This is a genomic window from Variovorax paradoxus (assembly GCF_030815975.1).
GTDB classification, from domain to species: domain Bacteria; phylum Pseudomonadota; class Gammaproteobacteria; order Burkholderiales; family Burkholderiaceae_C; genus Variovorax; species Variovorax paradoxus_N.
Window position 1 is genome coordinate 2904346 of the sequence record NZ_JAUSXL010000002.1, and the last position, 23175, is coordinate 2927520.

General features: G+C 69.2%; 23 protein-coding genes. 13 read left to right on the plus strand and 10 right to left on the minus strand.

The genetic code is table 11. From position 1 onward, the window contains the following. Positions 1-73 precede the first annotated feature (73 nt). Positions 74-1105 (plus strand): hypothetical protein, encoded by a 1032-nt coding sequence (locus QFZ47_RS17310; RefSeq protein WP_307656795.1) that lies wholly within the window; start codon positions 74-76, stop codon positions 1103-1105. Between the two features lie 37 nt (positions 1106-1142). Here the strand turns inward: QFZ47_RS17310 and ftsY are convergent, their stop codons facing one another. Next, a complete protein-coding gene (ftsY, locus tag QFZ47_RS17315; protein WP_307656796.1) occupies positions 1143-2417 on the minus strand; it encodes a signal recognition particle-docking protein FtsY in 1275 nt (424 codons plus the stop codon). 29 nt (positions 2418-2446) lie between these two features. On the opposite strand from ftsY, the gene QFZ47_RS17320 reads away from it, so the two are divergent. Both QFZ47_RS17320 and QFZ47_RS17325 read left to right on the plus strand, forming a co-directional pair. Next, positions 2447-3913: a M16 family metallopeptidase gene (locus QFZ47_RS17320; protein WP_307656797.1), complete on the plus strand. Its 1467-nt coding sequence runs from the start codon at positions 2447-2449 to the stop codon at positions 3911-3913. 13 nt (positions 3914-3926) lie between these two features. Next, complete coding sequence (locus QFZ47_RS17325; RefSeq protein WP_307656798.1) at positions 3927-5273, plus strand: M16 family metallopeptidase; 1347 nt, start codon at positions 3927-3929, stop codon at positions 5271-5273. Positions 5274-5285: 12 nt separating this feature from the next. On the opposite strand, the gene QFZ47_RS17330 is transcribed toward QFZ47_RS17325, so the two are convergent. Further along, the gene (locus QFZ47_RS17330) at positions 5286-6203 is read right to left on the minus strand and encodes a LysR family transcriptional regulator ArgP (RefSeq protein WP_307656799.1); all 918 of its coding nucleotides are present in this window, start codon (positions 6201-6203) and stop codon (positions 5286-5288) included. A gap of 82 nt (positions 6204-6285) precedes the next feature. Here QFZ47_RS17330 and QFZ47_RS17335 point away from each other — a divergent pair, with 82 nt between their 5' ends. The 7 genes from QFZ47_RS17335 to pcp all read left to right on the plus strand — a co-directional run bounded on the left by QFZ47_RS17335 (position 6286) and on the right by pcp (position 11307). Continuing rightward, on the plus strand, positions 6286-6921 hold the full coding sequence (locus QFZ47_RS17335; protein WP_307656800.1) for a LysE/ArgO family amino acid transporter: 636 nt from the start codon (positions 6286-6288) through the stop codon (positions 6919-6921). A gap of 30 nt (positions 6922-6951) precedes the next feature. After that, positions 6952-7620 (plus strand): RsmD family RNA methyltransferase, encoded by a 669-nt coding sequence (locus QFZ47_RS17340; protein WP_307656801.1) that lies wholly within the window; start codon positions 6952-6954, stop codon positions 7618-7620. Positions 7621-7662: 42 nt separating this feature from the next. Continuing rightward, positions 7663-8166, plus strand: coding sequence for a pantetheine-phosphate adenylyltransferase (gene coaD, locus QFZ47_RS17345; RefSeq protein WP_015867138.1), 504 nt, complete (start codon positions 7663-7665; stop codon positions 8164-8166). A gap of 10 nt (positions 8167-8176) precedes the next feature. Next, positions 8177-8824, plus strand: coding sequence for a 5-oxoprolinase subunit PxpB (gene pxpB / locus QFZ47_RS17350; protein WP_307658957.1), 648 nt, complete (start codon positions 8177-8179; stop codon positions 8822-8824). Further along, positions 8821-9819 carry a 5-oxoprolinase subunit C family protein gene (locus tag QFZ47_RS17355; RefSeq protein ID WP_307656802.1) on the plus strand — a complete coding sequence of 333 codons (999 nt, stop codon included), beginning with the start codon at positions 8821-8823 and terminating at the stop codon, positions 9817-9819. Before pxpB ends, QFZ47_RS17355 begins: the two co-directional genes overlap by 4 nt. Positions 9820-9889: 70 nt before the next feature. Beyond that, the gene (gene pxpA / locus QFZ47_RS17360; RefSeq protein ID WP_307656803.1) at positions 9890-10630 is read left to right on the plus strand and encodes a 5-oxoprolinase subunit PxpA; all 741 of its coding nucleotides are present in this window, start codon (positions 9890-9892) and stop codon (positions 10628-10630) included. A gap of 17 nt (positions 10631-10647) precedes the next feature. After that, entirely contained in the window at positions 10648-11307 is a 660-nt protein-coding gene (gene pcp / locus QFZ47_RS17365; protein ID WP_307656804.1) for a pyroglutamyl-peptidase I, read from the plus strand. On the opposite strand, the gene QFZ47_RS17370 is transcribed toward pcp, so the two are convergent. Then, on the minus strand, positions 11295-11996 hold the full coding sequence (locus QFZ47_RS17370; protein ID WP_307656805.1) for an alpha/beta fold hydrolase: 702 nt from the start codon (positions 11994-11996) through the stop codon (positions 11295-11297). The genes pcp and QFZ47_RS17370 overlap by 13 nt on opposite strands. Before the next feature lie 127 nt (positions 11997-12123). Between QFZ47_RS17370 and QFZ47_RS17375 the strand changes: the two genes are divergently transcribed. Further along, on the plus strand, positions 12124-12816 hold the full coding sequence (locus tag QFZ47_RS17375; protein WP_307656806.1) for a histidine phosphatase family protein: 693 nt from the start codon (positions 12124-12126) through the stop codon (positions 12814-12816). A gap of 30 nt (positions 12817-12846) precedes the next feature. Here QFZ47_RS17375 and QFZ47_RS17380 read toward each other — a convergent pair whose 3' ends face one another. Both QFZ47_RS17380 and QFZ47_RS17385 read right to left on the minus strand, forming a co-directional pair. Beyond that, positions 12847-14226: a tetratricopeptide repeat protein gene (locus tag QFZ47_RS17380; RefSeq protein WP_307656807.1), complete on the minus strand. Its 1380-nt coding sequence runs from the start codon at positions 14224-14226 to the stop codon at positions 12847-12849. A 30-nt stretch (positions 14227-14256) separates the two neighbouring features. Further along, the gene (locus QFZ47_RS17385) at positions 14257-14655 is read right to left on the minus strand and encodes a tautomerase family protein (RefSeq protein ID WP_307656808.1); all 399 of its coding nucleotides are present in this window, start codon (positions 14653-14655) and stop codon (positions 14257-14259) included. Positions 14656-14769: 114 nt separating this feature from the next. Between QFZ47_RS17385 and QFZ47_RS17390 the strand changes: the two genes are divergently transcribed. Continuing rightward, complete coding sequence (locus tag QFZ47_RS17390) at positions 14770-15639, plus strand: LysR family transcriptional regulator (protein ID WP_307656809.1); 870 nt, start codon at positions 14770-14772, stop codon at positions 15637-15639. A 37-nt stretch (positions 15640-15676) separates the two neighbouring features. Beyond that, positions 15677-16306: a YitT family protein gene (locus QFZ47_RS17395; RefSeq protein ID WP_307656810.1), complete on the plus strand. Its 630-nt coding sequence runs from the start codon at positions 15677-15679 to the stop codon at positions 16304-16306. A 320-nt stretch (positions 16307-16626) separates the two neighbouring features. On the opposite strand, the gene QFZ47_RS17400 is transcribed toward QFZ47_RS17395, so the two are convergent. From QFZ47_RS17400 to QFZ47_RS17420, 5 genes are all read right to left on the minus strand, one after another. Then, positions 16627-18042: an amidase gene (locus QFZ47_RS17400; RefSeq protein WP_307656811.1), complete on the minus strand. Its 1416-nt coding sequence runs from the start codon at positions 18040-18042 to the stop codon at positions 16627-16629. After that, positions 18039-19526, minus strand: a complete 1488-nt coding sequence (locus tag QFZ47_RS17405; RefSeq protein WP_307656812.1) for an ABC transporter substrate-binding protein — start codon at positions 19524-19526, stop codon at positions 18039-18041. The genes QFZ47_RS17400 and QFZ47_RS17405 overlap by 4 nt, the downstream gene beginning before the upstream one ends. Before the next feature lie 202 nt (positions 19527-19728). Next, positions 19729-21222, minus strand: a complete 1494-nt coding sequence (locus QFZ47_RS17410) for an ABC transporter substrate-binding protein (protein ID WP_307656813.1) — start codon at positions 21220-21222, stop codon at positions 19729-19731. A gap of 133 nt (positions 21223-21355) precedes the next feature. After that, positions 21356-22186: an ATP-binding cassette domain-containing protein gene (locus QFZ47_RS17415; protein WP_307656814.1), complete on the minus strand. Its 831-nt coding sequence runs from the start codon at positions 22184-22186 to the stop codon at positions 21356-21358. Then, a complete protein-coding gene (locus QFZ47_RS17420) occupies positions 22183-23172 on the minus strand; it encodes an ABC transporter ATP-binding protein (RefSeq protein ID WP_307656815.1) in 990 nt (329 codons plus the stop codon). Before QFZ47_RS17420 ends, QFZ47_RS17415 begins: the two co-directional genes overlap by 4 nt. Positions 23173-23175: the final 3 nt, after the last annotated feature.

Genomic DNA, 23175 nt, shown 5'->3' on the forward strand with positions numbered 1-23175 from the left:
ACTGGCGGGCCAACCCGCCGGGCTTTACCGTTGCACGGTCGCACACATCAACGTTTCTCGGGGGGAGATTCTCATGCAAGCAAGACTCTGGATTTCGGCGCTCGCCGCAACTTTGGCTGCCTGCGGCGGCGGTGGAAATGGTGGCGGCGGCTTCGCCGGCTTGCCGGTGGCACCGGCACCGGCGCCCGCGCCCGCGCCAGCTCCTGCACCATCGCCAGCACCCGCGCCCGCTCCGGCCCCAGCTCCGGCGCCGGCGCCGGCGCCGGCCACGCGTACCTTCCTGTACGAGGCCCTGCCGCCGGTCGCCGATGCTGCGGCATTTCTCGATCAGCTCAATGCGCAAGGCGCAAGGTCGTTTCGCTTCTTCAGCGGCCTGGCCTTCACCACCAGCCTGACCAGCGTGGAGGTGGTCGAGGCTTACGTGAAGGATGCCGAGACCGCCTATGCCTTCGAGCTGCTACCGGTCGCCAGTTCCGCGGCGGAACTCCAGGACCAGCTCAACGCCCAGGGCGCCAGGGGCTTCAAATGGGGCGGGCCGTACGCGGTGGGCGGCCAGGTCCGGACGCTCTACCGCAAGGACAACAAATCCGCATCGACCTACACCTATGCCGTGCTGGCCTCGCCGGCCGACAGCGCCGGCTATCTGTCGCAGGTCAACGCCCAGGGCGGCAACGGCTACTACAGTGTCGGCGGCGGCTACATGGTGGGCGGGACCACGGTGCTGGTCTATCAGAAGGACGCGCAAGGCAACGCCACCTACGGCTATGAAGCGCTGGGCGAGCCCGGCAGCGATGCCGACTTCCTGGCACAGCTCGAGGCCCAGGGCGCGCGGGGCTTCCGGTTCAAGACCGGCTACGGCTTCTCGGACGGCACGAGGCTGCTCTACGAGAAAGACCTTTCGCAATCGGCCACCTTCAGCTACCTGAACCTGCAGCCCGCCGGCAACAGCGCGGACTACATTGCGCAGGCGAATGCCGAAGGTGCCAAGGGCAACGCGCTGGTGGGCGAATACGGCCTGCCGAGCGGCCAGGTCAGGACGCTCTACATCCGGCCCGCCAACTGCACCGGCTTTCTCTGCGATACCCGTTCGCTCTTCGGCCTTTGAGCGCCTTTGAGCGGCAGCGGGTTGCGCTGCTGGCGCGTCAGCCCAGCAGCGCCAGCGCGAACTCGCGCGCGTTGAAGGTTTCGAGGTCTTCCAGCTTCTCGCCCACGCCGATGAAGTAGACCGGGATCGGCCGCTCGCGCGCAATGGCGCAGAGCACGCCGCCCTTGGCCGTGCCGTCGAGCTTGGTCACCACCAGGCCGGTGAGGCCCAGCGTCTCGTCGAAGGCCCGGACCTGCGCCAGGGCGTTCTGCCCGGTGTTGCCGTCGATCACCAGCAGCACCTCGTGCGGCGCGGTGGCGTCGGCCTTGGTGACGACGCGCTTGATCTTCTTGAGCTCGTCCATCAGGTGCAACTGCGTCGGCAGCCGGCCGGCGGTGTCGACCAGCACCACGTCCTTGCCGCGCGCCTTGCCGGCCGTGACCGCGTCGAAACTCACTGCCGATGGATCCCCGCCTTCCTGGCTCACGATCTCGACCGTGTTGCGGTCGGCCCAGACCAGCAGCTGCTCGCGCGCAGCCGCGCGGAAGGTGTCGGCTGCCGCCAGCAGCACCGAGGCACCCTCGTTGGCCAAGTGCTTGGTGAGCTTGCCGATGGAGGTGGTCTTGCCGGCGCCGTTCACGCCCGCCACCATGATCACCGTCGGTGTGAACTGACCGATCACCAGCGGCTTTTCCAGCGGCTGGAGCAGGTCGGTGATGGCGTCGGCCAGCAGCCGCTTCACTTGCGCCGCATCGGTCGCCATCTGGCGCTTGACGCGGCCGCGCAGGTCGTCGAGCAGGAACTCGGTGGCCTTGACGCCGGTATCGGCCATCAGCAGGGCCGATTCGAGCTCCTCGTACAGCGCGTCGTCGATCTGGGCATTGACGAACACCGCCTGGATGCCGGTGCCAGTCTTGCGCAGGCCGGTCTTGAGCTTGTCGAACCAGCCCTTGCGCTCGGCTGCCATGGCCGCATCGGTGATGAGGGCGGGCAGGGGCTCGGCCAGGTCGGCGGGTGCGAGGGGTGATGCAGGCGCTGGTGCTGGTGCTGGTGTCGGTGTCGGTGTCGGTGTGGCGTTCGGCGCAGCGGGGGCGGCCGGTGGCGCAACTGCCGGCGGCGGCGGCGGCGGAGGCGCTACCGCGGGCGCTGTGGCTGGCGCTGCAGGCGGGGGCGCCGCTTCCTCCGCGGCAGGCTTCGAGCCGAACCAGCTCGACGGAGAGAACACCGAGCGTGCCGGCGCAGGCTCGGGGGCCGGTGCCGGCTCGGCGGCCGGGGGGGGCGCCGGCGCGGCCGGTGATTCGGCAGGCGGTTTTTTCTTGAAGAAACTGAACATCAGGAGCTTTTTACAATCGGACCCATTCTATGAAACACCCCTCGCCACGCCGTGCTGCGTCCGGTGCGGTGCTGGCAGTGGCGCTTTCCGCGCTGTGGGCCATGCCTGCGCAGGCCCAGCCCACACCGGTTTCCGCCGCTCCATCCACCGCCGCTCCAGCCGACGCTGCCGCTGCGGCGTCCACTCCCCAGCAATTCACCCTGGCCAACGGCATGACGCTGCTGGTGCAGCCCGACAGGCGTGCGCCCACCGCGGTGCAGATGGTCTGGGTTCGCGTGGGCTCGGTCGACGAGGTCGACGGCACTTCGGGCGTGGCCCACGTGCTCGAGCACATGATGTTCAAGGGCACCAAGGACATCAAGCCCGGCGAGTTCTCGCGCCGCGTGGCGGCGCTGGGCGGCCAGGAAAACGCCTTCACCACGCGCGACTACACCGGCTACTACCAGCAGATTCCCGTGGCCAGCCTGGAGCAGGTCATGAAGCTCGAATCGGACCGCTTCGCCAACAACCAGTGGTCCGACGACGAGTTCAAGCGCGAGATCGAGGTGGTCAAGGAAGAACGGCGCCTGCGCACCGACGACCAGCCGCGCGCATTGCTCGGCGAACAGCAGAACGCGGCCGTGTTCACGGCCTCGCCCTACCACCGCCCCGTGGTCGGCTGGATGAGCGATCTCGACGCGATGACGCCCGACGACGCGCGCGCCTTCTTCCGCCGCTGGTACGTGCCGGCCAATGCCGCCCTGGTGGTGGCCGGCGATGTCGACGTGGCCCAGGTGCGTGCGCTGGCCGAGAAGTACTACGGCCGCATTCCCGCGCGCGCCGTGCCCGCGCGCAAGCCGCGCACCGAGCCCGCGCAGCGCGGCATCCGCCGCATCGAGTTCAAGGCGCCGGCCGAGCAGGCCTACGTGTCGCTCGCGTTCCGCATTCCGCAGCTGGAGAACCTCGAAGCCGCGGACAGCGACGTGTGGGCGCTCGAAGTGCTGTCGGCCGTGCTCGACGGCTACACGGGCGCGCGGCTCGACCGCGCCCTGACCCAGGGGCCCGACCGCGTGGCCGATTCGGCCGGTGCCTACTCGGGCCTGGCCGGCCGCGGGCCGCAGCTGTTCACGCTGGTGGGCGTGCCGGCACACGGCAAGAGCGCCGAAGCGGTCGAGGCCGCGCTGCGCGCCCAGGTGGCGCGCGTTGCGAAGGAGGGCGTGAGCGACGCCGAACTCGCGCGCGTCAAGACGCAATGGGTGGCCAGCCAGACCTACAAGCGCGATTCCGTGATGGCGCAGGCCCGCGAGCTCGGCAGCAACTGGGTGCAGGGGCTGCCGCTGGATACCAGCGAACGGATCATCGCGAAGCTGCAGGCCGTCACGCCGGCCCAGGTGCAGGCGGTGGCCGCCAAATACTTCGGCGACGACCAGCTTACCGTGGCCACCCTGCGCCCCCTGCCGCTCGAAGCCAGGCCCCGCGGCCGCGGTTTTGCCGCCCCCGAAGGTGAACTGCGCTGAAGGCCCGGAACCCATGACAACAATGACAAAAATCCTGCGCTCCGCGCTGTTCGCGGCCGCCACTGCCTTCGCAGGCCTGAACGCCGCGCAAGCCGCGCTGCCGATCGAGCACTGGACGCTCGCGAGCGGCGCCAAGATCTACCTGGTGTCGACCCAGGCGCTGCCCATCGTCGATGTGCAGATCGATTTCGACGCCGGCAGCCGGCGCGACCCGGCAGCCCAGGCCGGCCTGGCCAGCGCGAGCGCGACCATGGTCGAGAAGGGCGTGCGCGCCGGCAGGAACGGCGAGCCGGCGCTCGACGAGAACGCGCTCGGCGAGGCCTGGGCCGACCTGGGCGCCGAATTCAACGCCAGCGCCGGCACCGACCGCGCCAGCTACTCGCTGCGCACGCTGTCCGATCCGGCGCTGCTGGCCAAGGTGGTGGCGCTGGCCTCGCGCGAGATCGGCGAGCCGGCCTTTCCGGACGATGTCTGGCAGCGCGAGCGCGAACGCATCAATGCGTCGCTGAAGGAAGCCAACACCAAGCCGGCGACCATCGCGGGCCGCGCCTTCGCGCACAGCGTCTACGGCAGCCATCCCTACGGGCAGGAAGTCACCGAAGCCACGCTCGCGCGCATCGACACCGCCGCCATGCGGCAGCGCTACCAGCAGCTGATCGTGCCGTGTCGCGCCAAGCTCAGCATCGTGGGTGCCGTGACCCGCGCCGAGGCCGAAGCCATGGCCACGGCGCTGCTGTCGCGGCTGCCCGGACCCGAGGCGTGCACGCCGCTCCCGGCGATCGCACCGGTGGCCGCGCTCGGCGCGCCCAAGGACGAGCGCATTCCGTTCGCGTCGGCCCAGGCCCACGTGCTGATCGGCCAGCCCGGCTATCCGCGCAAGGACCCCGACCATTTCGCGCTCACGCTCGGCAACTACGTGCTGGGCGGCGGCGGCTTCGTCTCGCGGCTGACCAACGAAGTGCGCGAGAAGCGCGGCCTGGCCTACAGCGTCTACAGCGGCTTTGCGCCGGGGCTGGACGCCGGTGCGTTCCGCGTCGGCTTTCAGACGCGTCCCGACCAGGCTGAAGAAGCCGTGAAGGTCTCGCGCGACGTCGTCGCAAAATTCGTGGCCGAAGGCCCGACCGCCAGCGAACTCAAGGCTGCCAAGGACAACCTGATCGGCGGCTTCCCGCTGCTGCTGGACAGCAACCGCAAGCTCATCGGCAACGTGGCCAACATCGCCTGGCACGACCTGCCGCTCGACTATCTCGACACCTGGACCGCGCGCATGAACGCGGTCACGGCGGCCGACGTCCGGGCCGCCTTCGCGCGCAAGCTGCAGCCCGATCGCATGGTGACGGTGGTAGTGGGCGGCAAGTAGCAGGCAGCGTGTTCAGCGCAGCGCGTGCGTGCCGCTTGCGGCGGCCGTGCGCACCGCCGCCTTGAGGCGTTCGAGCAGTTGCGGCGCGGCGCGCGCCTGCTGCCAGTAGAGCGGCACCTGCAGCACCGAGCCGGGCACCAGTTCCACCAAGGCGCCCGTGCGCATCGCGTCGGCCGCCATGCTGGCCGGAAGCATGCCCCAGCCCATGCCGGCGCGCGCCGCTTCGACGAAACCCTGGGCCGAGGGCAGCCAGTGCCGCGGCGTCTCGATGCTGCGATGGCAGATGCGCCGCACCCAGCGCGCCTGCAGCCGGTCCTTGCGGTCGAACACCAGGCTTGGCGCATGGGCCAAGGTGCGCGCGCCCACGCCCCTGGCGAAATACCGCTCGACGAATTCCGGACTTGCGGCGGCCACGTAGTGCATGCTGCCTAGCGCCTCGCTGTTGCAGCCGGCCACCGGCTGCGCCAGCGCGGTGACGGCCGCCAGCACCGCGCCGCTGCGCAGGCGCTCGGCGGTGTGGTCCTGGTCGTCCACGGTCAGGTCGAGCAGGGCGGATTCTTCCTGCTTCGAGAACGCCGCGGCGGCCGCCATGAACCAGGTGGCCAGGCTGTCGGCGTTCACCGCCACCCGCACCGTGACGCGCTCGGCCATTTCACCGCTCCTGCCGCCCATGCCGAGCGCGGGAAGCGCGTCGCGCAACTCGTGTTCCAGCATGCCCACGCGCTCGATGTGCCGGCAGAGCTGCTGCCCGGCTTCAGTCGCCACGCAAGGCTGGCCGCGCACCAGCAGCGCGCCACCCGTGCGCTCCTCGAGCAGCTTCACGCGCTGCGAGACGGCCGATGGCGTGACGTTGAGTGCGCGGGCCGCGCGCTCGAAGGTGCCTTCGCGCACCACGGCGGCCAGTGCATTCAGGGCGGCGTAGTCGAGCATGGTTTCGTGTGAATTAGAAAAACTGAATGTGGCTTAGGAAGTTTAGTTTGAGTTAATTAGGACGGGGCGGCAAGCTGGCGCCATGGTCATCGAACAAATCACTGCCGCATTCGCCAACGGGCTCTTGATGAGCCTGGTGCTCATCGTTGCCATCGGCGCACAGAACGCCTATGTGCTGCGGCAGGGCCTGCGGCGCGAGCATGTGAGCGCCGTGGTGCTGTTCTGCGCGGCGAGCGACGCGGTCCTGATCTGTGCGGGCGTGGCCGGAATGGCACAGGCGCTGGAAGGGCGGCCGGCCTTCGCCACCGCGCTGGCAGGGCTTGGGGCGCTGTTCCTCGGCGCCTACGGGCTGCGGGCACTGTGGCGTTCGCGGCAGCCCGGCGCGCTGCACGCAAAGGCCCAGGGCGCGTCGCTTTCGCGCACCGCGGTGCTGGCGCAGGCGGCGGGCTTCACCTTGCTGAATCCGCATGTCTATCTCGACACCGTGCTGCTCGTGGGCGGCACCGGCGCCCAGTACGGCGGCTCGCTCAAGGCCTGGTTCGTCGCGGGCTCGGCGCTCGCGAGCGCGCTGTGGTTCTCGGCGCTGGGCTTCGGCGCGCGCTGGCTGGCGCCGGTGTTCGCGCGCCCGCGTGCCTGGCAGATGCTCGACGCGCTGATCGGCGGCACGATGCTGGTGCTTGCCGCGCTGCTGGCACGGCGGGCTTTCCTCGGCGCCTGAGGTCCCGGCCGGCGGCGTTAAGCTTGCCGCATGCCCCAGAAGAAAGCCGCAGCCGCCAGGCGCTCCTCCTCGACGCCGTCGCCGTCGCCGTCACCAAGATCGAAATCGCTGCCGCACGAGGTGCGCATCATCGGCGGCCTGTGGAAGCGCAGCCGCCTTTCCGTGGCCGACAAGCCGGGCCTTCGCCCCACGCCCGACCGTGTGCGGGAAACGCTGTTCAACTGGCTCGCGAGCATCGCGGGAGTCGGTGGCGGCGAGCTGCCGGGCTGGCATTGTGTCGATGCATTCGCGGGCACCGGCGCGCTCGGCCTCGAGGCCGCATCGCGCGGCGCGGCGAGCGTGCTGCTCTGCGAGCAGGACGCCGCGCTGGTGGCCCAGCTGCAGGCCGCGAAGACGAAGCTTTCCGCCGAAGCCGTTCGCATCGAGCGCGGCAACGGGCTCACCGCGCTCGAGCGCGCCCCCGCCGGCAGCCTGGATGTCGTGTTTCTCGATCCGCCTTTCGAGAGCATCGCGCTCTACGAACCCGCGCTGCGCGCCGCCGCGCGCGCCCTGAAAGCCGGGGGCTCCGTTTACCTGGAGGCGCCGCGCCGCTGGAACGACGAAGAGCTTGCCGCGCTCAGCCTTGTAGGTTTTCGTTACCTCAAGGCAGGGGCGGTGCACGCTCACTTGCTGCGGCAGGCCGCAAACGGGACTGCATAATCCGCCGGACAAGCCGCACCGGCTGCATGAGGAAGAAGCACCATGGCCAGCAACGTGATCGCGGTTTATCCCGGCACTTTCGATCCCATCACCCTCGGCCACGAGGACGTGGTGCGGCGTGCAACCCAGCTTTTCTCCAAGGTCATCGTCGCGGTGGCGGCGGGCCACCACAAGAAGGCGCTGTTCAGCCTGCAGGAGCGCATCGAGATGGCGCGCGAGGCCGTGAAGCCCTACAGCGACCAGGTCACGGTCGAGAGCTTCTCGGGCCTGCTGCGCGACTTCGTGGTGGCGCGCGGCGGCAAGGCGATGGTGCGCGGCCTGCGCGCCGTGACCGACTTCGATTACGAGTTCCAGCTCGCGGGCATGAACCGCTCGCTGATGCCCGATGTCGAAACCGTGTTCCTCACGCCCAGCGACAAGTACCAGTTCATCTCGAGCACCTTCGTGCGCGAGATCGCCATGCTCGGCGGCGAGGTCCACAAGTTCGTTTCGCCCGATGTGGAGAAGCAATTGGCAGCCAAGGTGCGCAGCCTGGGTCGTGAGTAGCCGATTTCCCTTGCCGCGCCTGCATCCGCTGGGCGATGCGGCGTTGCTTTGCGAGCTGCCGCCGCCCGCCACGCTGGCGCATCAGCAGCAGATCTGGGCGCTGGGCGCCGAGGTGCAGCGGTGGGCCGGCGTGGGCGAGGTGCTGCCGGGCATGAACAACCTCACGCTGACCTTCGATCCGATCGCCATCGGCATCGATGTGCTGATGGCGCGCGTGAACGAAGCCTGGCCGCGGCTGCGGGCCGCCACGGTCGAAGGCCGCAGGGTGGAGATTCCGGTGGCGTATGGCGGCGAGCACGGCCCCGATCTTGCCGATGTCGCGGCGCACACCGGGCTCACGCCGGCCGAAGTGGTGCGGCGCCACAGCGCGGCCGAGTACGTGGTCTACCTGCTGGGCTTCCTGCCCGGCTTCGCCTTCATGGGCGGACTGCCGCCCGAGCTCGCCACGCCGCGCCGCGCCGAGCCGCGCGCGGCGGTGCCCGCGCGATCGGTCGGCATCGGCGGCGAGCAGACCGGCATCTATCCGCTGGTGTCGCCGGGCGGCTGGCAGCTGATCGGCCGCACCTCGCTCGAACTCTTCGATCCGGCGGCCGAGCCGCCCACCCTGCTGCGCCCGGGCGACCGCGTGCGCTTCGTCGTCGAAAGCGTGCAGACATGATGCTCGTGCAGAAGCCCGGCATGCTGGCCTCGGTGCAGGACCTGGGGCGGCACGGGCATCGCCAGTTCGGCATCTGTCCCGGCGGCGCGCTCGACGTGCTGGCGCTTACGCTGGCGAACCGGCTGGTCGGCAATGCCGACGGCGCGGCCGGCCTCGAGCTCACCATGGGCGGTTGCGAGATCCGCTTCGAGACCGACACGCGCATCGCGCTGGCGGGCGACGGCTTCGGCGCCCGGCTCGACGGCACGCCCATCTGGCCTTGCTGGAGCATCCCGGTGGCGGCGGGCCAGACGCTCAAGCTCGCGGGCGCCAACGCAGCTGGCGTGAAAAAAGCCGGGTTGCGCAGCTGGCTCGCGGTGGCGGGCGGCATCGACGTGCCGCCGGTGCTCGGCTCGCGCAGCACCGACCTGAAGGCCGGCTTCGGCGGCCACGAGGGGCGCGCGCTGCGCAAGGGCGACCGGCTCCCGCTCGGCGCCGCGGCGCTCGGTGCCACCCAGCTCGCGCGGCGCCCGTTCGGCCTGCGCGGTCCAGACTGGGGCCCCGAGGAAGGCGATTCGGCCATCGCGCTGCGCGTGTTGCCCGGCCCCGAGTTCGACCAGTTCACCGTGGCTTCGCAGTCGCTGCTCTGGAGCGAGCGCTGGCGCATCACCGCGCAGAGCAACCGCATGGGAAGCCGGCTCGCGGGCGCCGAGCTCAAGCGCCGGCGCACAGCCGACATGCTCTCGTCGGGCGTCATCCCCGGCACGATTCAGGTGCCGCCCTCGGGCCAGCCGATCATCCTGATGGGCGACGCGCAGACCACCGGCGGCTATCCGCGCATCGGCGTGGTGATTCGCGCCGACCTGTGGAAGCTCGCACAGGCGCCGCTGGACGGCCGGTTGCGGCTGGTGCAGGTCGACATGGCCGCGGCGCTCGAGGCGTGGGCCGAACAGCAGCGCTATCTTGCGCAGGTGGCGCAAGGGCTTGCGGCAGCGGGTTGGACGAGACCGGCATAGACTGTGCGAGCAGCCATGCGCGCAGGCTGGGCTCCGATGTGCCGGCTGTCTTGAAGAAGGAACCCACCCAATGCAAATCGACCTGAATGCCGACCTCGGCGAAGGCGCCGGCAGCGACGAAGCGCTGCTCGGCCTCGTGAGTTCGGCCAATATCGCGTGCGGCTGGCATGCGGGCGACGCCAAGACCATGCGGCAATGCGTGCGCTGGGCCATCGAGCACGGCGTGGCCATCGGCGCCCATCCGAGCTTTCCCGACCGCGAGAACTTCGGCCGCAGCACCATGCACCTGCCGCCCGACGAGATCGTGGCCAATGTGCTCTACCAGGTCGGCGCGCTGGCCGCGATTGCCAAGGCCGAAGGCGGCCAGCTCTCGCACGTGAAGGCGCACGGCCAGCTCTACAACCAGGCCGTGAAGGAGCCCGAACTCGCCGACGCGCTCTGCGAAGCGGTGCGGCGCTTCGACCCCTCGCTCCGGTTCTTCGGCCTCGCGGGCAGCGGCATGATCGACGCCGCGCGCCGCGCCGGCCTCACGCCCGTCGAGGAGGTTTTTGCCGACCGCGGCTACATGCCCGACGGCAGCCTGGTGCCGCGCAGCCAGCCCGGCGCGCTGATCGAGGACGAAGAGCAGTCGCTGGCCCAGACGCTCTCGCTGGTGCGCGACCGCAGGGTGACGGCCATCGACGGCAGCATCGTGCCGCTCAATGCCCAGACCGTGTGCCTGCATGGCGACGGTGCCCACGCACTGGCTTTTGCGCGCCGCATCCGCGACCGCCTGCAGCAAGAGGGCATCGCGGTTCGCGCGATGGCCTGAGCGACTTTGTTCAAGCCGTGGCGCAGCGAACGAATGTCCTGCTGACCGGATTCGATCCTTTCGACCGCGAAGCCCTCAATCCCTCATGGGAGGCCGTGCGCGCGCTCGACGGCTGGACGTGCGGCCGCGCCACCGTGCACGCGCGCCGGATGCCCTGCGTGTTCGGCCAGGCCATCGAGGCGCTGGCGAGTGCGATGGACGAACTGCGGCCCCAGTTGGTGCTGTGCATCGGACAGGCCGGCGGCCGCGCCGAGATCACGCCCGAGCGCGTGGCCATCAACATCGACGACGGCCGCATGGCCGACAACGCGGGCCGGCAACCGATCGACGTGCCCGTGGTGCCCGGCGCGCCCGCTGCGTATTTCTCGACGCTGCCGATCAAGGCCATGGTGCGCGACCTGCGTGCGGCCGGCATTCCGGCGGCGGTCTCGAACACGGCAGGCACTTTTGTCTGCAACCACATCTTCTACGGCCTGATGCACCACATGGCCACGCATCCGGTGCCGGGGCTGCGCGGCGGCTTCATCCATATTCCCTACCTGCCCGAACAGGCGGCGCGATTTCCCGGCGCGCCGAGCATGCCGCTGGCGACCTTGGTCGAGGCGCTGCGCATCTCGGTTGCAACCGCGCTGGCTGTTGAAAAAGACGTGGCCGAAACCGGCGGTCAGCTCCACTGAGCGAGCCAGGCGAGCAGCGCCGCGTTCACGGAAGCGGGCTTCTCCATCGTGAGCATGTGGCCGCATTGCGCCACCCACACCACTTCGGCATGCGGCACCAGCGCCGCGATCTCGCGCGTGCAGTCGGGCGGTGTCAGCCGGTCGGTATCGCCGCACACCAGCAGCACCGGCGCGCGCAGCGAGGGCAGGTGGGTGCGCGCATCGGGGCGCCGCATCACCGCACGGTTCTGGCTGACGAGCTGCTGCGTGCCGGCATCCAGCACGATCTCGACATAGCGCTGCACCAGCGCCTCATCGGCGGCCTGCGTCGGATGAAAGGCGAACACGACGTTCGGCTCGATCACGTCGCGCAGTTCGCCCCGCTCGAACAATTCGATCGCGCTTTCGCGCAGTTCGTACATCTCGGGCGCCTCGGGCCGGGCGTTGGTGCCCAAGAGCGCGAGCCCCGCGATGCGTTCGGGCGCCTGCCGCGCGGCTTCCATCGCGACCATGCCGCCCATCGACGCGCCGCACAGCACGAGCGGGCCGGGGTTCTCGCGCAGCACGGCCGCGGCCATGGCTTCGATGGTGTCGTGCCGCATGTGGGCATCGGTCACGCGCGTTTCGAGCAGAGGCGCCAGCGCGGGAAGCTGGGCCTCCCAGATGCGCTCGTCGCAGGCAAGGCCGGGCAGCAGGACAAGGTGGGGCATGGCGGGATTTTGCGCCATCGTCGGCGCGGGCGAGCGCGACGCTGTTCGAGCTGCAGGTGGCGGCCGTGCAACAGATGCTGCCATCGAGGTCCTGAGCGCCACGCACGCAGTGGAGAATGGGCGTTCCATGCCCACGCCTCCACCCGACTCCGCGACCGAACTCATCCTGATCCGCCACGGCGAAACCGCCTGGAACCGCGAACTGCGATTCCAGGGGCATGCCGATGTGCCGCTCAACGACATCGGCCACGAGCAGGCGCGCCGCCTCGGCCTGCGGCTGGCGAGCGAAACCGCGCAGCACATCATCAGCAGCGACCTCATGCGCGCGCAGCAGACCGCCGCGCCGGCTTCGCTTCAGCTGTCGCTGCCGGTGGTCACATCGGCGGGCTTGCGCGAGCAGTATTTCGGCATTGTCGAAGGCATGCGCGCCGACGAGATCCAGACGCTGCATCCGCGCGCCTGGGAGCAATGGCTGGAGTTCCGCGAAGACCACGCCATGCCCGAAGGCGAGACGCCGCGCGAATTCCACACGCGCATCGTCGCGGCCATCGGCGCCCTGGCGGCTGCGCACCGGGGGCAGCGCCTGGTGGTCGTCACGCACGGCGGCGTGCTCGACATGGTGTGGCGCACCGCGCGCGGGCTCAGCCTCAGCGGGCCGCGCCAGAGCGACATTCCCAACGCGGGCTTCAACCGCATCCGCATTGCCGACCCGGCCACGCCCGATGCCATCGAAATTGTCGACTGGGCCGACACGCGGCATCTGGCCGACCTGCCGCCGCAGCCGATCTACGACCAGCGGCGGCATCTCCAGAAGAGCTGACGAGCCGGGCCATGGCCGCGGTCGCTTCGCTCAGGGCATCCGCGTCGGCACGCCCCCGGCGAGCTGTCCGAGCCCGAGCCGCGCATAGACGGCTGCCGCCTGCCGGCGCAGGCGCAGCGATTCGGGCTGGCTGTTGAGCTGCTGTTGCAGCACGCCCTGCGCCGCGGCGAGCGTGGAATCGGTGCCGGCGCGCACCAGCGCATCGACGTACAACTGCTCGAACAGATCGCGCTGCGCATGGCTGCCGCCGATCTCGATCATGCGTGGCAAGGCCGCGCCCAGGCCTTCGACGGCGGCCGCGAAATCGCCGCGCGCATGCGCGACGAGGCCGTGCGCGGCGGGCACGCAGACGCGTTGCCAGGCTGCGCGCGTGGCGGGTGGCGCGTTGGGCGCGAAAGCCTCGATGTTGCGCAGCAGCACCTCGGCTTCGGGCCGGCCGGCGCGCGCGAGACCGTAAAGGTATTGCAGGTCGAGAAAAGGCAGCACGTGGTCGGCCTGGCGCTGCCGCAGGTGGTCCGCCACGTCGCTCCAGCGCGCACCGACGTCGATGCCCGCGAGCTCGAGCCGCGCGAGCAGCGACACCGCGCCAATCTGGTCCTGCGAGTAGTCCTTGACCACGCCCCAGGCGTGCCGGTCATACACCGCGAGCGCTTCGGCGTCGCGGCCCAGGTCGATCAGGAACAGCGCCACGTGCCACCAGTTGTGCGTGACCATGAAGGAATTGAGCCCGGTCCAGGTGTCGCTCACGCTTTCCATGAACGCAAGGCCTTCGGCGAGCCGGCCTTCGGTGAGCATCACGTGCGCCAGCGCATGGTGCGCCCACGGCTCCTTGCGGCACATGGCAATCGCGCAGCGCGCGCTCGCCTCGGCCTCGCGCATCAGGTGGCACTGCTCGTAGCCGAAGGCCGCCATGCCATGCACATAGGCCACGTCGGCCGCGGCGGGCAGCACCGCGAGCGCGAGCCGCAGCATGCCCGGGCAGTCGCCGGTGTTGAAGCAGTGGTACTGGCCGAGCTTGACCGAGACCAGGTCGCGTGGATGTTCGCGCGCCTGCTCGGCATGCAGCGCAATGGCGCGGGCGATGTCCCCCGCGGCCCAGGCCTCGACGGCCGCGATGAAGCGCTGCTCGCGCGGCGTGGCACGCGCGGCGCCGGCGCGGGCTTTTTCCAGGAACGGCCGCGCGTTGGCGGCCGCCTCGCGCGACTCGGCGAACAGATGCAGCGCGGCGCAGTACGCCTGCACCATCGGGCTCGCGTCGCTCTCGGCCAGCGCGAGCAGGTTGACGGCGCGCGCCTCGGTCGAGACGAAACCCATGACGAAGTCGTCGACCAGCGGCAGGCTGGTGGCGTCATCGAGGGTGAGGGCGTTGCCGAGCCGGTCGGCAGGCGCATGCGATTTTCCGGAGGACATGGTGGCATGGTGCCATGCCCCGGCGCCGCTTCAAACCCCGGCCTGCTGGTGGCGGTGCTCCTGGGTCTTTCCGCCATAGCCGTAGGCCGCGGCGCGCGCATCGATCACATGGATGTAGGACACCTCATGCAGGTCGGGCCGGATCCTGGCCATGGCCGCATGCACCTCGCGCAGGTAGCGCGCCTTCTCGGCCTTGGTGTTGGTCTCGTCGGTGACGCTGATGTCGAGGTGGAAGGCCGACTTGCCGAGCGAGGCCAGCGACTGCCCGCCGATGAACCAGGCGTCGGCGGCGATGTACTGCACCGTGATGGCGATCACCGGCAGCTGCTTGCCGAGCACGCTCTGGGTCAGCTCCGCGACGGTATCGACAGTCTTGCGGGTGAGGGCGGCATCGGGTTGGCCGGAGAGGTGGACGACGATGTGGGGCATGGCGGGCTCCTGGTGAGGAAATGAATGAACGATGGGGCCATTGTGGGATTTCGATAGCCATCGGAAAAGCGGGAAGATATGATGGAATCCATCGGATAACCGGATGGATGGGCCATGCAGACCTTCGACCTCGAACAGCTTCGCACCCTGGCGGCCGTGATCGATGCAGGCAGCCTCACGGCCGCCGCGCCGCGCGTGTTCCTGTCGCAGTCGTCGGTCAGCGAGCAGATACGCAAGCTGGAGCAGCGGGCAGGGCAGTCGCTGCTCACACGCAGCAAGGCCGGCGTGGCGCCGACTGAGGCCGGCACGCGGCTCCTGGCCTATGCGCGCCGCATCCTCGCGCTCAGCGACGAGGCGTTCCGCGATCTGCATGGCGAGACGCTGCAGGGCGAACTGCGGCTCGCCGTCACCGATTACTTCCGGCCCGGCGATCTCACGCGGCTGCTCGGGCGCCTGGGCGAGAGCTATCCGCAGGTGCGGCTGCATGTGAGCATCCTCAAGAGCGATGCGCTGCGGGCCGCCTATGCGCAAGGCGATTTCGACGTGGGGCTGGCGATGAGCATCGCGGGCACAACGCCATCGCCGGAGCAGGGCGCCAAAGCCCCGGTGATACGGCGCGAATCGCTGGTGTGGCTTGGCGCCACCGGCATGCGGCTCGCGCGCGGCGAACCGGTGCGGCTGCTGGCGCTGCCGGACACCTGCTCGCTGCATCAGTACACGGTCGCGCTGCTGCGGCGTCGGCGGGTGCCCTACGTGCTGGCGCACGTGGCATCGGGCGTGGCGGGATTGCAGTCGGCATTGGCCGCGGGGCTCGGCGTGGCTTGCCTGAACGAATCCGCGATATGCGACGGCGTGGGCCGCGTGGCACCGCCGCACGGGCTGCCGGCGCTCCCGCGGGTGGCGTTCCAGTTCCTGCCCGGGCGCCGGGGGGAGACGGAGTTCGTGACGCGGGCCCGGGAGATGCTGGCAACCCACCTGGTCTGATGCCGCCAGGTGGCGCGGGATTTGCGTCAAGCCTGCCATGGATGCGCCACAACAACCCACCACGCGGCCCGAACTGCTGCGCCACTCCCGCTTCGACGACGCGCAGGCCATCTTTTCGGGCACGCTGTTCGTCGCCATCGCCATGATGCTGTTCGGCCAGGCGGGGCTGCTCACGGGCGGCACGGCCGGTATCGCATTTCTCTTGCACTACGCCACGGGCATGAGCTTCGGAAAGCTGTTCTTCCTGGTGAACCTGCCGTTCTACTGGTTCGCCTGGCGCCACATGGGCCGGGCCTTCACGGTCAAGACCTTCTCTGCCATTGCGCTGCTCTCGGTGATGACCGATTGGGCGCCGCGCTACATCTCGATCGATTCGCTGCACCCGGCCTTCGCGGCGGTGCTCGGCGGCCTGCTGCTGGGTACGGGCTGCCTGTTTCTTGCGCGCCATCGCGCGAGCCTGGGCGGCGCGACCGTGCTGACGCTGTACCTGCAGGAAAAGCGCGGCTGGCCCGCTGGCAAGGTGCAGATCGGCATCGACTGCACGGTGGTGCTGCTCGCGTTGTTGGTGATCCCGCCGCAGCGCGTGGGGTGGTCGGTGCTGGCTGCGGTGGTGATGGGGCTTTTTCTGTGGATCAACCACAAGCCTGGGCGTTACGCTGCTACTTGAGTTTGTTCAAGTGCTGGTTTGTTCAAGCGCTGTTTTGTTCAGGGCGCGTGCACAGGACACCGGGTACTCCCCTCCGCGAATGTCCCCCGGCCTGCGGCCTCCTCCTTGATTTCGCTGCGGGGAGCACCCGGTGCCCTGTGCACCTGGGCACGCTGCTGGTGAACGGCTGATCAACGACCACTGCGCATAACGCTCCCGTCGATGGGGTGCCTTGCGCAGCGAAATCAAGGAGGAGCCCGAAGGGCGGGGGACATTCGCGGAGCAAGGTACCCCATCGGGGGGAGCGCGCCCCGAACAGCAGCGCCCAAAAAAACAAGTTTTCAAGGCGCCACAGGCCAAGGCCGCTGCGGCTCCCGGATCTGCTCGAACGCACGCGACACGCGCAGCACGCCGAGGTCGTCGAACCGGTGCCCGGCGATCTGCAGCCCGATCGGCAATCCGCTCGCCGAGTACCCGCAGTTCACCGAAGACGCCGGCTGCTCCGACATGTTGAACGGCACCGTGAAGCCGATGTGCTCCAGCGGCCGCAATGGATCGTTGGTGGGCGAGGGCGCCTCGGCCGCCGCGGGCATGTTCGGCGACACCGGCGAGATCACATAGTCGAAGCGCGCGCAGGCCTGCACCGTGGCCACGCGCGTGGCATGGAACTGGCTGAAGCCGCGGAACACGTGCTCGCCGCTGAACTCGGCCGCGCTCTCGGCCCATTCGCGGATGTAGGGCAGCACCTTGGCGCGCTGGTCGGGGCGCAGGGCCTTCATGTCCACCAGCGAGCGCATGCGCCACAGATGGTCCATGCCGTCGAGCATGGCCTGCGACATGAATGGCTGCATGGGTTCGACAATTGCACCGGCCTTTTCGAACAGGCGCGCCGCATGCTCGACCGCCGCCTGGATCTCGGGCTCGACCGCAAGGCCGCAGCCCGCGTCGAGCAGCAGGCCGATGCGCAGCCCCCGCAAATGATCGGGCGATACGTCGAAGCTCTCCCAGGCTATGTCCTGTGGCGGCAGGCTCATGCTGTCGTGGGCATCGGGCTTGGCGAGCACCTGCATCATCAGCGCCGCATCGCCGACGCTGCGCGTCATGGGGCCGGCCGCGCGGCCCATGTACGGCGGATCGATCGGAATGCGGCCCAGGCTCGGCTTGAGCGTGAAGATGCCGCACCAGCTCGCGGGCAGCCGCAGCGACCCGCCGATGTCGGTGCCGATGTGCAGCGGGCCGTAGCCCGCGGCGGCCGCCGCACCGGCACCGGCGCTCGAGCCCCCGGGGGTCCTGCTCAGGTCCCAGGGGTTGCGCGCCAGCGTGTGAAAGCTCGAGAGTCCCGAAGACAGCATGCCGTAGTCCGGCATGGTGGTTTTGCTCACGATCACCGCCCCGGCTTCCTTCAGGCGCGCGGCGGGCGGTGCATCGGCGGCCGCGGGCTTCAGGTCGACGGCGGCCGTGCCGGCCGGCATCGGATCGCCGCGGGTGGCGATGTTTTCCTTGATGGTGGCCGGCACGCCGTCGAGCGGACCGAGCGCGTCGCCGCGCTGCCAGCGTGCTTCCGAAGCGCGTGCCTGTTCGAGCGCGGCTTCGGGCCTGAAGAGCCAGGTGGCCTGCAGCTTCGGCTCCCAGCGCTCGATGTGCGCGATGACGGCCTGCGTGACCTCGACTGGCGACAGGCGCCGGTCGCGGTAGGCGGCGGAGAGTTCCTGGGCGGAAAGCTCGTTCAATGAGGAGGATGACACGTCGGCACTCATCCCCATGACAGCGCCGAGAGGTCGTTCACGAAGATCGGGTTTTCCTTCCAGAGGCCCTTCACGTTCTTCTTCGCGATGGTGGGGAACTGCGGCTGGTAGAGGAAGCCGTTGGCCGCATCGGCGGCCAGCATCTTCTGCGCCTCGCCGAGCAGCTTGTTGCGCTCGGCGGGGTTGGCCGTGGCCTTGATCTTGTCGAACAGCGTGTTGAAGGCCTTCGACTGGTAGCCCCAGTAGTAGTCGGGCTTGGCGTAGTTGCCGAGGTCGAAAGGCTCGACGTGCGAAACGATCGACAGATCGTAGTCCTTGTTGCCGTAGGTGCCGCTGAGCCACTGCGCCCACTCCACGTTCTGCACCTTGACCGTGATGCCGATCTTGGCCAACTGCGCCACGATCACCTCGCCGCCCTGGCGCGCGTAGGGCGGCGGCGGCAGCGTCATGGTGAGTTCGAGCGGCGTCTTCACGCCGGCCTCGGCCATCAGCTTCTTGGCTTTCTCGATGTCGAAGGGGTTGACGCCCGTGGTGTCGACATAGCCCGCGGCGCCCGGCACGTAGTGGCTGCCGATCGGCACGCCGAAGCCGTCGGCCGCGCCTTCGATCACGGCCTTGCGGTCGATGGCTGCAAGAATCGCGCGGCGCACGCGCACGTCGTCGAGCGGCTTCTTTTTATTGTTGATCGAGAGAATGGTCTTGGCGCGCGAGCCGGCCAGGATCACCTGGAACTGCGGGTTCATCTTGAACTGCGGCACCACGCGCGTGCCGATGCGCGTGAACACGTCGACGTCGCCCGCCATCAGCGCGGCGGCCTGCGCGGCCGTGTCGGAAATGAAGCGGAAGGTCACCTTGTTGATCCTGGCCGTGGCCGGGCTGCGGAAGCCCTCCCACTTGCTCAGCGTGAGCGACGAGCCCTTGGCCCAGCTGTCGAGCTTGTAGGGGCCGGTGCCGACCGGCTTGGTGGCGTTGCTGTCGGCGCTCTTGGGCTCGACGATCACGGCCGTGGCCTGGCCCAGCACGAAGGGCAGGTCGGGATCGATTTCCTTGTTGATGACCACCACCGTGTAGTCGTCGACCACCTGCGTGCTCAGGTTCGCGAAGGTGCGCTTGTCCTTGTTGGTGCTCTTCTCGCTGCCGGCGCGGTCGAAGGCGAACTTCACGGTGTTGGCGTTGAAGGGCTCGCCGTTCTGGTACTTGACGCCGCGCCGCAGCTTGAAGGTGTAGGTCTTCAGGTCGGGCGAGACTTCCCAGCTCTCGGCCAGAAGCGGCGTGACGCTGCCGTCGGCATTGATCTTGGTGAGCGTCTCGAGGATGTTGTAGTGCACCACCTCCGCGATGGCGGCCGCAGCGCCCGCGGTCGGATCCAGGCCCGGCGGCTCGAGCGCCATGCCGATCACGATGGCGTCCTTGCGCCCCTGGGCCATGCCGGCGATGGGAGAGGCCAGCGCCACGGTGGCGCCGGCGGTGGCAAGGAGGGTGCGACGGTTCAACATACGTTGTGATCTCCGGAAAAACGATGGTGCGAATGGCTGCTTCCCATGCGCGGCGCGCCCCGAATGGAGGCGCGGCGGCACGAAGGAAGAACACGCAGCACGAAAGATGCCACGCGCGGCAGCGGGCCATTCTCTCGCAGCGCAGGCTTCGGCGCCCGGCCGCGCAAGCGCTTTTTCCTCGGGACGTTCCCGGATGCCGGGCTCAGCTCCAGGAGAGGGCGGCAATGTCGTTGACGAAGATCGGCGTGTCCTTCCAGAGCCCGCGCAGGCCGCGCGCCGCCACCGTGATGAACTGCGGCTGGTACAGGAAGACATTGGCCGCGTCCTCGGCCAGCAGCCGCTGCGCGTCGCCCAGGTAGCGCAGCCGGTCGGCGGTGCGCGCGCTGTTGCGCGCCTTGTCGAACACCTCGTTGAACCTGGCCGACTGGTAGCCCCAGTAGTACTCGGGCTTGGTGTAGTTCACGAGGTCGAAGGGTTCCACGTGCAGGATCAGCGAGAGGTCGTAGTTCCTGTTGCCGTAGGTGCCGCTGATCCACTGGGCCCATTCGACGTTCTGGATCCGGGCGACGATTCCCACCTTGGCCAGCTGCGCGGCAATGAGCTCGCCGCCCTGCCGCGCATAGGGCGGGGGCGGCAGCACCAGCTCGAGTTCGAGCGGTGTCTTCACGCCTGCCTCGGCCAGCAGCTGCTTCGCCTTCTCGACGTTGTAGGGGTTGATGCCCGTGGTGTCGACGTAGCCCGGCGCGCCCGGCACGTAGTGGCTGCCGATGGCCACGCCGCGGCCGTCCGCCGCGGCTTCGATCACCGCCTTGCGGTCGATGGCCGCGGCGATGGCGCGGCGCACGCGCACGTCGTCGAGCGGCTTGCGCCTGTTGTTGATGGCCAGGATGGTCTTGCCGCGCGAGGCGTTGAACAGCACCTGGAAGCGCTTGTCGTTCTGGAACTGCGGCAGGCTGCGCGAGACCGAGGCGTGCGGAAACAGGTCGACGTCGCCCGAGAGCAGCGCCGTCGTCTGTGCGGCCGGCTCGGAGATGAAGCGGAAGCTCGCCTTGCGGATCTGCACCGCGTCGGCGCTGCGGTACCCCTCCCACCTGGCGAGCACGATGGCCGAACCCTTGGCCCAGCTGTCGAGCCGGTAGGGGCCGGTGCCCACGGGCTTGACGGCGTTCGTGTCCGCCGTCCTGGGCTCGACCATGATGGCCGAGGCCTGGCCCAGCAGGAAGAGCAGCTCGGGCTCGATCTCCTTGCTGATCAGCACCACCGTGTGCTCGTCCACCACCTGCGTGGCGATGTTGGTAAAGGTGCGTTTGTCCTTGTTGGTGCTGGTGGCCGCGGCGGCGCGGTCGAACGAGAACTTGACGGTGTTCGCATCGAAGGGCTCGCCATTCTGGAACTTCACGCCGCGCCGGAGCTGGAAGGTATAGGTCTTGAGGTCGGGCGAGATTTCCCAGCGCTCGGCCAGCAGGGGCGAAACACTGCCGTCGGAATTGATCCTGGTGAGCGTTTCGAAGACGTTGTAGAGCACCACCTCCGCAATCTCGGCACCGGCCTTGGCCGTGGGATCGAGCCCAGTGGGCTCCAGCGTGAGCGCCAGCACCAGCGCGTCCTTCTTTCTCTGCGCGAATGCGGTCGTCGACAGCGCGAAAGGAGCCAGGGCTGCGGCGCCGGTGGCGAGCAGGGTGCGTCGTTTGAACATGAAGCGGTGTCCTCGGAACAGGGGGCAGGCATCTTGCGCGAGGGAGGGTGGCCGCGCAACCAGATGCTTATGACCCACTCATCCTAGAACCGGTCCGCGAAGCTTCGATGTCAGGCCGCCGCCCGACGAGGACTCAGGCCGCCAAGAGCGTGCCGCCGGCGGGCGTGCGCGGCACCGCGTCGAGCAGCGTGCGCGTGTAGGGATGCTGCGCATTGCGAAAGAGCTCGCCGGGCGGGCCCTGTTCGACGATCTTGCCCTTCCACACCACGCAGACCTCGTCGCACAGGTGATTCACCACCGCGAGGTCGTGGCTGATTAGCAGGTAGCTCACGCCGAACTGCTGCTGCAGGTCTTGCATGAGGTTGAGCACCTGCGCCTGCACCGACACATCGAGCGCGCTCACCGGCTCGTCGGCCACGATGAGCTTCGGGCGCGTGATGAGCGCGCGCGCAATCGCGATGCGCTGGCGCTGGCCGCCCGAGAATTCGTGCGGATACTTGTCCATGTCGGTGGTGCGCAGGCCCACGGCGGCCAGGGCCTCGGAGGCCCGCTCGCGCTGAATCGCGCGGCTTGTTTCGGCCAGCGCTTCGAGCGGCTCGGCCACGATGCGCGCGACGGTCTGGCGCGGATCCAGCGAGCCGTAGGGATCCTGGAACACCATCTGGAAGTCGCGCCGTGCTGCGCGCAGCTCGCCCCTGGGCAGCCGGTGCAGGTCGCGGCCCAGCATGCGCACGCTGCCCGAGGTGGGCGTGTCGAGCGCCATCACCAGGCGTGCGATGGTCGACTTGCCCGAGCCCGATTCGCCGACGATGCCCAGGCTTCGGCCGGCCGCGACGCTGAAGCTCACGCCGTTGAGCGCCTTCACGAGCGGCGGCGGCCCGAAGAGCTTCTCGCGCGGCAGCGCGTAGTGGCGCACAAGATCCGTCACCTCGAGCAAGGGCGGGGTGTTGGTGGATGGGGTCATGATGCGAGGGCGCCTTCCGCGGCAATTTCCTCGAGCCGGATGCAGCGCACCGCGTGCTCGTGCCGCAGGATCGTGGGCGGCGGCCGGGTCGCATGGCAGGCATCGACCGTGTACTTGCAGCGGCCCGCAAAAGGGCAGCCCGGCGGCAGGTCGACCAGCTCGGGCACGCTGCCCTGGATGGTGGCCAGGCGAACGCCGCGCGGCGCGCCGAGCGCCGGCCGCGCCGCGAACAGGCCCTGCGTGTAGGGATGCGCGCGTTCGGCAAACACCGTATCGGTCGGGCCGCTCTCGACCACGCTGCCGCCGTACATCACCAGCATCTTCGAAACGGTCTGCGCGATCACGCCAAGGTCGTGCGAGATCAGGATCAGCGCCATGCCGCGCTCCGCGACCAAGCCCTGGATGAGTTCGAGGATCTGCTTCTGGATGGTGACGTCGAGCGCGGTGGTGGGCTCGTCGGCAATCAGCAGGTCGGGGCCGCAAGCCAGCGCCATCGCGATGCCTATGCGCTGGCGCTGCCCGCCCGAGAACTGGTGCGGATAGGCATCGAGCCGCGAAGCCGCATCGGGAATGCCCACGCGATCGAGCAGCGCCAGCACTTCCTTGCGCGCTTCGGCGCCCGTGAGCCCGCGGTGCAGCCGCAGCGGCTCGCCGACCTGGCGCGCAATGGTGTGCACCGGGTTCAGCGCCGTCATCGGCTCCTGGAAAATCATGCCGATGCGGTTGCCGCGGATCTGGCACATGGCCTTTTCGTCGCGCCCCACGAGCTCGGTGCCGTCGAAGCGGATGCTGCCCGTGACCTTGGCGGTCGACGGCAGGAGGCCCATGAGCGACATCACCGTGATCGACTTGCCGCAACCCGACTCGCCCACAATGCCCAGCGTTTCGCCGCGCTCCAGCGTGAAGCCGATTCCGCGCACGGCCTCGGCGGGGCCGCGCTGCGTTTGCAGTTCGACGTGCAGGTCTTTGACTTCGAGCAGTGGCATATC